10 protein-coding genes are annotated in these 9,912 nt (G+C 59.1%); 4 read left to right on the forward strand and 6 right to left on the reverse strand.

All coding sequences use genetic code 11. The features are described 5' to 3' along the window. Positions 1-3: 3 nt before the first annotated feature. Positions 4-1,101 carry a M23 family metallopeptidase gene (locus HDF14_RS24850; RefSeq protein WP_183981449.1) on the reverse strand — a complete coding sequence of 366 codons (1,098 nt, stop codon included), beginning with the start codon at positions 1,099-1,101 and terminating at the stop codon, positions 4-6. A 212-nt stretch (positions 1,102-1,313) separates the two neighbouring features. Here HDF14_RS24850 and HDF14_RS24855 point away from each other — a divergent pair, with 212 nt between their 5' ends. Next, positions 1,314-2,084 carry an MBL fold metallo-hydrolase gene (locus HDF14_RS24855; protein WP_313899689.1) on the forward strand — a complete coding sequence of 257 codons (771 nt, stop codon included), beginning with the start codon at positions 1,314-1,316 and terminating at the stop codon, positions 2,082-2,084. A 114-nt stretch (positions 2,085-2,198) separates the two neighbouring features. On the opposite strand, the gene HDF14_RS24860 is transcribed toward HDF14_RS24855, so the two are convergent. Continuing rightward, the gene (locus HDF14_RS24860; RefSeq protein WP_183981450.1) at positions 2,199-3,296 is read right to left on the reverse strand and encodes a Rieske 2Fe-2S domain-containing protein; all 1,098 of its coding nucleotides are present in this window, start codon (positions 3,294-3,296) and stop codon (positions 2,199-2,201) included. A gap of 281 nt (positions 3,297-3,577) precedes the next feature. Between HDF14_RS24860 and HDF14_RS24865 the strand changes: the two genes are divergently transcribed. Next, positions 3,578-5,539, forward strand: coding sequence for an ArnT family glycosyltransferase (locus HDF14_RS24865; protein ID WP_183981451.1), 1,962 nt, complete (start codon positions 3,578-3,580; stop codon positions 5,537-5,539). Between the two features lie 125 nt (positions 5,540-5,664). Here the strand turns inward: HDF14_RS24865 and HDF14_RS24870 are convergent, their stop codons facing one another. Continuing rightward, positions 5,665-5,952 (reverse strand): hypothetical protein, encoded by a 288-nt coding sequence (locus HDF14_RS24870; protein ID WP_183981452.1) that lies wholly within the window; start codon positions 5,950-5,952, stop codon positions 5,665-5,667. Positions 5,953-6,133: 181 nt separating this feature from the next. Here HDF14_RS24870 and HDF14_RS24875 point away from each other — a divergent pair, with 181 nt between their 5' ends. Further along, positions 6,134-6,652, forward strand: coding sequence for a response regulator (locus tag HDF14_RS24875; RefSeq protein ID WP_183981453.1), 519 nt, complete (start codon positions 6,134-6,136; stop codon positions 6,650-6,652). Here the strand turns inward: HDF14_RS24875 and HDF14_RS24880 are convergent. The 3 genes from HDF14_RS24880 to HDF14_RS24890 form a co-directional block, all read right to left on the reverse strand. Continuing rightward, positions 6,649-7,374, reverse strand: a complete 726-nt coding sequence (locus HDF14_RS24880) for a helix-turn-helix transcriptional regulator (RefSeq protein ID WP_183981454.1) — start codon at positions 7,372-7,374, stop codon at positions 6,649-6,651. The genes HDF14_RS24875 and HDF14_RS24880 overlap by 4 nt on opposite strands. A gap of 155 nt (positions 7,375-7,529) precedes the next feature. Next, positions 7,530-7,913, reverse strand: a complete 384-nt coding sequence (locus HDF14_RS24885) for a VOC family protein (RefSeq protein WP_183981455.1) — start codon at positions 7,911-7,913, stop codon at positions 7,530-7,532. A 107-nt stretch (positions 7,914-8,020) separates the two neighbouring features. Next, entirely contained in the window at positions 8,021-8,686 is a 666-nt protein-coding gene (locus HDF14_RS24890) for a TetR/AcrR family transcriptional regulator (protein ID WP_260698572.1), read from the reverse strand. A 93-nt stretch (positions 8,687-8,779) separates the two neighbouring features. Between HDF14_RS24890 and HDF14_RS24895 the strand changes: the two genes are divergently transcribed. After that, entirely contained in the window at positions 8,780-9,682 is a 903-nt protein-coding gene (locus HDF14_RS24895) for an aldo/keto reductase family oxidoreductase (RefSeq protein ID WP_183981456.1), read from the forward strand. The last annotated feature ends 230 nt before the right edge of the window (positions 9,683-9,912 follow it).

Genomic DNA, 9,912 nt, shown 5'->3' on the forward strand with positions numbered 1-9,912 from the left:
TTTCTACCGAGGCGTCAACGAAATAATCAACTGATCAAGCGGTAGCGAATCCTTCACCAGTTGCGGTGGTGAAAAGGGAGTGATCGTAACTGGTTCCCCTTTTTCCTCTGCTTCATCGAAAGCCTTCGTGCCCGGCGTCGCACCCGTAACTTTGAACTCATCGATCTGATACGGCAGCCCGTTCGATGCCAGCGACAACTCCGAACTCATCACATGAAAGTGCAGATGCGGAGCCACAGAATTACCCGAGTTCCCCACCATGCCGATGACCTGCCCACGCTTCACCCTATCCCCGGGATGAAGACGGATGCTCGCCGACTGCATGTGCGCGTAACAGGCAAAGTGATGCCCCCCAAGATCCTCAATGATCGCGTTCCCATCAGCCTCTTCAATCGAAATATTCGCCGGATACTTTCCAGGCGTCTGTTCGGGCAAGCCTGTGATCGCAACTGATACAACACCATCCGCAACCGCATAGACAGGCTTTCCGAAGATCGTATAGCTCTCAAGTTTCTCTCGTGGGCCTGAATAGATACGATTGCCTGCATCCAACTGCTCCCAATCGACAGCGTAACGCTGAGCCACATACACACGTCCGTTGATAGGCATCGCTGCCCGCATGTGTCGCGTGGAGTCGCAACACGAATCAGCAGAGACGTAACCATCCCCACGAAGAGGCGCACTGATCTGGACAACCGGCTGGAGGTCCGGCGTCGTCGCGCCGCCGCTCTCGACGATCTCCTGTTGTCCCGGAGGCGCAGCGCTGTACTTCGCCTTTACCCGATGCAAAAGCTGTTTCGGAATCGGAGTTCCGTTTGGAAGAATGACATTCAAAAAAAGTATCGACTGAGTGCCCCGAGTAAGCACTGCGGAGGATTCTCGCAGACCCGCAGGCTGAAGACGATGAGAGACAGCCGTTGCATCGAGCTTCTGCAGAACCGCGCCGTCACCAATCACATCGATATCTTGTATATCTACCTCGCCGCTTGAGATATTCGCGAGCCACACCTCGTAGACCAGGTGCACCAGACCGTCCGAACCTTTGAATGGCACCGGCGCATCATGAACCGTAAGCAGCAGTGGCGTCATCTGCTGCGACATATCGCACCGTCCAAACGGGCTGACCGCGAAGGCCATAGACAAAGACAGAACACATGCAAAGAAAGTTCTGGACACACACCGCATCAGTTCTCCTTAGAAGCTCGGGCTTGTGAGATCCACCTCGCGCAGAACTCGAATCTCATTTTGACGAGGAGATCCACAACAGAGGAAGAAGGAAGTACTCCACTCACTACAGCGGGCCTTTAGAAGGTGTGGGGAAATACTATGTCACCCCAGGTGATCTATCAAATGGTGTCTTCACAGACACCCTACGCATCAAACTCACCATGAAGACCACCCCGGTCGCCGCCAATGCTTTTCAACTCACCCGTCTCGGCTTAGTCAACTGCTACCTCGTCCGCGAGACCGATGGCTTCACACTCATCGACGCCAACCTCTCCAACTCCCACGACGACATCCTCGCCGCCGCAAAGACTCTCGGCGCTCCCATTCGCCGCATCCTCCTCACCCACGCCCACGTCGACCACGTCGGCTCCGTCGATGCCCTCCTGGCGAAACTAGGCCCCACGCAAGTCGAGTTCGCCTCCAACACCCGCTCCCTCCCTCTGCTGCAAAAACCACCCGACAAATCTCTCCAACCCGGCGAGTCCAACGAAGAGATCAGAGGCGGTCTCCCCGGCATCGATGCCCGCCCCACCCGTCTCCTCACCGAAGGCGAACTCTACGGTTCTCTTCTCGTCATCGAAACTCCCGGCCACATCCCCGGCCACCTATCCTTCCTCGACCAGCGCGACGGTACCCTCTACGCCGGAGACGCCGTCGCCAGCCTCGGCCACGTCACCGTCAGCGGTTATCCCCCATGGTTCTTCCCCAACGTAGGCACCTGGAGCAAGTCCACCGCGGTAGCCACCGCCAACAAGCTGCTAGCCTACCCCATCGAGCGTTTCGCCTGCGGCCACGGCGCCATCAACAACGGCGGCATCCCCGCCCTCCGCGCAGCCATAGCCCGCACTACGCGTTAGTGCCAACCGCCGACCAACGGAAGGCCCAAAGCCTCGCACCAACCAAGTAAAGGTACACAAGTCACGAAGTGACCGCCCCACGCGTAGTGGGCCTGTCCGGCAGGACCCGACGCACTAACTCCGCCAGTGCAAAGTAACCGGCCCACTCAAAGGATGCTCCCCCGTCCCCTTCAGTCGCGCCTGCTTCAACGCGAAGTACCACTTCGCCGGCTTATCCGCATCGTCGATCAGCATCAGCCCCGGATGAAACCGTAGCCCCTCCGCCTGCTCCACCATCGTCTGCTGATCCTGCCTTACAAACCGCGCTCCAAAAAACGTAGCAATCGAAGTTACAAATGGCACATGGTAAAAAACATTCCAAGCCGCCATCACATCAATCCGACAAGTCGACGCGGTAATTGGCGTCACCGTAGTCAAACTCGAAAACCACTTCTCCCCAGCCCGAATCGTTTCGTACCTCCGATTCGGCAACACAAAATCAATCGTCGTCGTAATCGGCTCGCCATATACCCCCAGCAACTTATAAGGCGCCGAGTTCGCACTAGGCGCATGCGAAGACATCCGAAACCCGGCGTTCCTCCCGCCATTTTCGTCATCGGTCAACGGCTCAAAGTGCTTCGTCTTCTCATGAATACTAGCCTTACTCCGCCACCACCAGGCCTGATGCACAAACGGCCCATGCGCCGGATCCATCAACCCGATAATCCCATGATCGACATTGCAAGGCAGCTCCGCCACCAGGTGCGCACTGCGAAACTTCGCAGAAAACTTCGGCACCTCCGGCACCGCCGGCAACGCCTCACCCACCCGCCCCGTCCCCGGCGCAGGAAGATACACCCACGCAAATCCATCGCGCTCCTCGCAAGGAAACGCACTCGCATAAATCTTCGTCGGATCAAGCGTCTCATGGCTCGTCAGCGAAGGAATCTCCTTACACTGCCCACTGCAGGGCTCAAACCTCCACCCGTGATACTTGCACGTCACGGTCTCCCCATCGAACCAGCCAGCTGAAAGCGGAATCCCCCGGTGCGGACAAAGATCCCGCATCGCGAACAGCTTTCCACCAGTCTTCCTCCCCAGCAGCAGCGGAACCCCCAGCAGCAGCGCCTTCGCCGTCTTGCCCTCCCGCAGCTCCCCAGCACGCAGCGCCGGATACCAATCCCCAAAGATCAGCTCCGTAGGCGGCCCCGCAACCTGCACTAGCTCACTCAAACCAGACGCCCTCGCCAAACAACACGCTTCTCATCATAGCCTTGCGATCCAGGCGTCTTCGTTCAAGGCCTGTCGGCCGGCCCCACTGCGCGAGGAGCGGTCACTTCGTGACAGGTATATCCCTCCGGTTAGCGCTCCCGCTGGTCGCGATGAAATATTCTTGATGCCGACCATCGGGAGGCTCGGGGCGAAGCCGGTATATAAGTCACGAAGTGACCGCCGCCCGCGTAGGGCGTCTTCACCACATTGATAAACTCACCTAACACCGGCATCTCCCCACCATGCAGACAACACCCCCATCCTCCATGCCGCAAATCGCAACATCGCCAAGGGCCATGTCGTCGGCCCGAAAAAACCGCCTCACCCTCTTCATCCTCTGGCTCCTCTTCTACGCAACGCTCACCCTCTTCGTCCCTCCGCTCCTCGACGACGCCGACTCCGTCCACGCCGAGGTCGCCCGCGAGATGCTTCAACGCAACGACTGGGTCACCCTATACGCCAACGGCATCCGCTACCTCGAAAAAGCCCCCATCCTTTACTGGAGCATGGCGCTCAGCTTCAAACTCTTCGGCGTCAACACCGCGGCCGCGCGCCTCCCCATCGCACTCACCGTCCTCGCGCTTGCCCTCATCCTCGATGCCTTCGCCGGCCGCGCCTTCTCTGCCCGAGCCGGCCTCTACGCCGGTCTCATCGCCCTCTCGAGCTTCGGCATCTTCATCTTCACCCGCATCCTCCTACCCGACGCCGACGTCTGCCTCTGGCTCACCCTGGCCCTCTTCTTCTACTGGCTCACCGAATCTGATCCCATCCAACGCGCCCACCCCGGCCCCACCCTCTGCTGGCTCTTCGCCGCCTGCTGCGCCCTCAACGTCCTCACCAAGGGCCTCATCGGCATCGTCTTCCCCATCCTCATCGTCCTCGCCCACCTGCTCCTCACCCGCCGCAGCTTAAGCGCCGTCATAAAACGCATCCGCCAACTCCACCCCATCTCCAGCACCATAGTCTTCCTCCTCATCGCCGCCCCCTGGCACATCCTCATCGCCCAATCCAACCCCACCCAGGGCCATCCCGGCAATCTCACCTTCGCGCACGGTCACTGGTCCGTACCCCTCCCAACCGGCGGCAACGTCCACGGCTGGCTCTGGTTCTACTTCGTCAACGAGCAACTCCTCCGCTACCTCAACCTCCGCGTCCCCCGCGACTACGACACCGTCCCCCTCGTCCTCTTCTGTGGACTCATCCTCATCTGGCTCATGCCCTGGAGCACCTTTCTCTACCGCGCCATAGCCACCGTCCCATGGCGCAAAGCTTTCCGTCCCCTCGTCTCCATCCGCACCCTCACACCCGCCGAAAGCACCCGCCTACTCCTCGGCCTCTGGGCCATCATCCCCGTCCTCTTCTTCTCCCTCTCCACTCGGCAGGAGTATTACGCCCTCCCCGCACTCCCCGGCATGATCCTCCTCATCGCCGCATGGCTCCATGACGAAGCCACCGAAGCCGAATCCTTCACCGTCCCCGCCCCCCTCGTCCGCTCCGGCCAGCGCATCTCAACCGTCCTGCTAGTCCTCGGCTCCCTCGCCGCCCTCACCGCAGGATTCTTTCTCCTCCACTCCCGCACCCCCACCCCTGGCACCGATCTCGCCTCACTCCTCAAACAAAACCCCGGCGACTACGCCCTCTCCTTCGGCCACTTCCTCGATCTCAACGCCCAGGCCATGGGAGCCTTCCGCAACCCGCTCCTCCTCACTGCCATCGCACTCTTCACCGGTGCCCTCGCCAACTGGCTTCTCCGCCGCAACTACCAGCCCCACGCCGCAAATCTCTGCCTCGCCGCGTCAACCTTCGCCTTCCTGCTAGCCGCCCACATCGGCCTGCAGATCTTCTCGCCTGTCCTAAGCTCCCGCCAGCTAGCCGCCGCCATTGAACCTGAACTCAAACCCAGCGACCTCATCGTCATCCACGGCGAATACGAAGCCGCCAGCACCCTCGGTTTCTACCTCCACCGCAGCGACCTCCACATCCTCGACGGCCGCAGCTCCAACCTCTGGTACGGATCTTTCTTTCCCGATGCCCCACCCATCTTCGAGGACGCCCTCTCGCTGAAACTCAAGTGGCTGGAACCCCGCCGCATCTTTCTCTGGCAGGATCTCTCCCAACCCGTTCCCACCCTACCTGGCAAAGTTCATTTCATCGCGCAAAGCGGTGGCAAAGAGATCTTAAGCAACCAACCCAACCCTTACTAACAAGATCCCGACCGACGGGAGGGCCAGCGAAAGGGTATACCCGTCTCGAAGTGACCGCCCCACGCGAAGTGGGCCCGTCCGGCAGGACAGGCCCCATATTTTGAAAAGTATTGCCGCAGAAATTCCTACTTATCCGTCTTCCAAACAAACAAAAACTCATCGTTGCTCGAAGTAGCCAGGTTGATCTTCCTCTGCCGCGCCGCCCGGCTCAACGCGGACCGAACGTTCTCCTTCGAATCGGGAAGTTCCGCCAGCGGAATCTTCAACGCACTACCCACCGCAAGCTGTTCGATATCGCTCAACAGCTGCGTGATGATCTCCTTGTGCTTCCCATCCCTACCCTTGGGAACATTTACCTGCGGCACCGACTCGAACTTCATTGCCTTCGAAGCAACTTCGCTGTCATTACTCATGCCCTCTCCCATTAACGTGATGTAAATTTGACGTGACGTTAACGTAACACTAACGAGATGCTTCCGCAAGCTCCCCAGCTACTTTTTTCAACACAGCCTATGCTCCCGCATAAACCACAGATTTAAAAGAGTTAACCCGTATTGAGCAAACAGGTCTACGTTTGAAAAAGAGGTATGACCCATGGCAAGGAAGTTCAATTTCGAAGTCATCCCAGTAGCCGATGTTCCCACCGAAGACGCCGTGGCCCTCCCAGAAGAAAATAAACCCCTCGTCCTCGTCGTTGACGACGAACGAATCATCGCCGACACCCTCTCCATCATCCTCTCCCGCAGCGGTTTCTCAACCATGACCGCCTACGACGGACTCTCAGGCCTTGAGATCGCACGCAGCGCCCGGCCCGACCTCGTCATCTCCGACGTCATGATGCCCGGCATGACCGGCGTCGAACTCGCCATCACCCTCACGCAGACCATCCCCACCTGCAAGATCCTCTTATTCTCTGGACAGGCCGCCACCGTCGATCTCCTCGAGAAGGCTCGCAAAGCCGGACATACCTTCACCACTCTGACAAAACCCGTCCACCCCACCGACATGCTCAAGCGAGTCTCCGATTGCCTCTCCCCAAATAATGCGGCGACCCACCACCTGCCGCCTCCAACAGACGACTCTTCCCGGCCAGCAACCTACCTCGTGAACTAACTCGACGTGGCGCCTGCCTGAATCGCTACGTCGTAGGCTGCGGCATCCTTCTTCGCCTCGCGCACGAAGTCCTCCAGCCGCTGTCCCTTCTTCTGTATAAACTCGCGCCGCAGCACCTGAACCTCCTGCATCCGGTCAATTCGAAAGACCCTGAAGTCCTTCCGCAGCTCACACCACGCCGCCAGTGTCCAGGCCCCGCCCCAAAAGTACAGCGCAAGCGGCCTCACCTCACGCTCACTGTTCTGCCCATCTTCTTTCGAATAGCCAAACCCAAGCACCCGCCTGCCGACGCAGGCCTCATGCAGCACATCCAGCCGCTCCTTCAAAGGCTGAACCATCCTGTGTCCCGGCGCATACATCAAAATCGCGTCCACCCGCTCGCGAAGATCCGCCGGCAGCACCGCTTCAATCCGCTGCAATGCCTGATCAGCCGACGCCACGCTCGACGCCCCGCCCCACGCCTGCACCATCCGTGCGCCCAGCACCAGAGCCGTCAGCTCATCTCGCGTAAACATCAGTGGAGGCAGATCCATGTCACGCCGCAGCGTGTATCCCACACCCGCCTCACCCTCAATCGGCATCCCCGACATCTGCAGATCGCGAACATCCCGATAGATCGTCCGCTCCGACACTTCGAGCTTCTCCGCCAGCATCCGCGCTGTCTGCAATCTGCCACCGCGCAAGATCCGTACGATCCGGAAGAGTCTATCGGCCCGTCTCATGCACCCATCCTACCCACTTCGTGGGGTGTATACCGGCTTCGCCACAAGCCTCCCGATGGTCGGCACAAAATACTCACCGCGACCATCGGGAGCGCCAACCGAAGGGGTATACCTGTCACGAAGTGACCGCCCCGCGCGCAGCGGGCATTGAGCACTCAAACCGAAGTATGCAACCCAATATGATTCCCCTCTGTATCCTTCAGGCAAGCAAACGCACCATGTCCAGGAATCGCTGTACGAGGCATCAAAACCAACCCACCCGCCTCACGAACCCTCCCAATCACAGCGTCCAGCTCCCCATCACAATTCAGGTAAACCATGGTCCCGCCGCCACCGGGCTTCCGGAACGTCCGCTTCACCAGCGCCCCTGTCACACCACCCGGAGCAGCGGGAAACACCCGCATCCTATCCAACGGCTCTCCCAGATCTTCTTTGTGCATACTGCGATCGAGAATCGTCTCGTAGAATCGCGCCGCCCGGTCCAGATCGGCGCATGGAATCTCAAACCACACCGCGCCTGACTTCGGTTGTTCCTTCATACTGCCTCCTCTGTTAGTAGCGATCACAGAGTCAGCTTACTGACACCCTCCTGACACCGTGCTGTCAGGAGTCTTCAACAAAATCTCATCCAAAGCGCCGGATCTTACTAACTAGGTTCCACCACAAACTCCGAATCCGGCACCCGCGCTGAACAGGCCTCCAAATACTTACAAACAAAGAAGATCAATTCCTGCCGCAAAGCCTCGAGCTGCTTCTCCGGCTCCGGCGATTCCAGCAATCTCCGGCTAACCCCAGCCATTGCACTCTGCACCATTGAAGCCACGAGCTGTGGATCTTTTGTCAGGGTATCGCTGGTCGTCGCCAGCATCCCGGCCACCGACTTGTTCGTGTGCAACTGCATCTGCTGCGCAATCTTCACCCCATCCACATCCGAGCTCACCGAGTACAGCGCGACACTCGTCTTCGCATCCCGCATCTTCGTAGCAAGGAACGCATTGATCAGAGCTGCAGCCATCTCCTTCAGCGTCTTCCCCCGCTGCTCCCGGCAAACGCGCCCTATCGCCTCCGTCACTTCATCCAGATGACGGATCAAAGCCCCTTGCAACAGCGCGCTCTTATTCGGAAAGTACTGATACAACGTCCCAACCGACACACCCGCCCGCGACGCCACCTTCGTCGTGGTCAGCCGTTCCTTCCCCACACTCAGCAAAACCTGAATAGTCGCCTCAAGAATCGCGTCCACGCTCGCCGCCGACCGCGCTTGAACCGGCTGTTTACGCGGCTCCAACATCACTGAGGAACGCTGAGACAAATGCGAACTCCTAACCTGAGACTTTCTTCATCTAACCACAGGTAACCAATCCGAAGACAACCGCAACTCAAGAACAATAAGAGGAGCAACAGAATGACGCAACAAACACAACTCAACGCCAAACTCGGCGGCCCCTTCACACTCCCCGGCACCACCCTGACCGTGAACCGCATGGGCTACGGCGCAATGCAACTCGCCGGCCCCCACGTCTTTGGCCCACCGCGCGACATGGACGCCGCCCTCACCGTCCTCCGCGAAGCCATCGCCTCAGGCGTCAATCACCTCGACACCAGCGACTTCTACGGCCCTCACGTCACCAACCAGATCATCAAAAAGGCGCTCCATCCCTACCCCGACGGCCTCGTCATCGTCACCAAATTAGGTGCTCGCCGCGGCGCAGACGCATCCTGGATCCCCGCTCTCTCCCGTCAGGAGATCATCGACGGCGTCCACGACAACCTCCGCAACCTCGGCCTCGACAAACTCGACGTAGTGAACCTCCGCGTAGGCGGCATCGAAGGCCCAGTCGAAGGATCCATCGCCGAACCCCTCACCGTACTAGCCGAACTCCAGCAACAAGGCCTGATCCAGCATCTCGGCCTCAGCAACGTCTCACCCACGCAGCTCACCGAAGCACAAAAAATCACAAAGATCGTCTGTATCCAAAACCTCTACAACATAGCCCACCGCCACGACGACGCCTTCATCGACGACCTCGCCAAACAAGGCATCGCCTACGTTCCCTTCTTCCCCCTCGGCGGCTTCACCCCGTTGCAATCCGAGAAACTCGACGACGTGGCAGAGTCCCTCGACTCATGCCCAATGCAGGTAGCGCAAGCCTGGCTCCTCCATCGCTCCCCCAACATCCTTCTCATCCCCGGCACCAAGTCACTCACCCATCTCCGCGAGAACCTCCAGGCCGCAAGCATCCAGCTCGCTCCCGAAACCATCACGGAGCTTGACTCCATCGCGGCCACACCCAAGCGCCCACACTAAAACGAGCAATACGCCAACCATCGCCAACCGAGAAGATCGCGCTTGTCCGAACACACCAACTCGACGTCCAAGTGACGACAAGCGCGTTTATCAGGACTAAATCCTCCCCTCTAGCAGAAGCTCAACAAGTGCATCGGCCTTCCATGAGAAGGCCGGTCCGTGTCAAGGGCATGTAGTTGGGCAAGTCATACTATTTTCGCCTTTCGCGAATCTGGTCCTTTCTGGTGGAG

Source organism: Tunturiibacter gelidiferens (assembly GCF_014201335.1).
GTDB classification, from domain to species: domain Bacteria; phylum Acidobacteriota; class Terriglobia; order Terriglobales; family Acidobacteriaceae; genus Edaphobacter; species Edaphobacter lichenicola_E.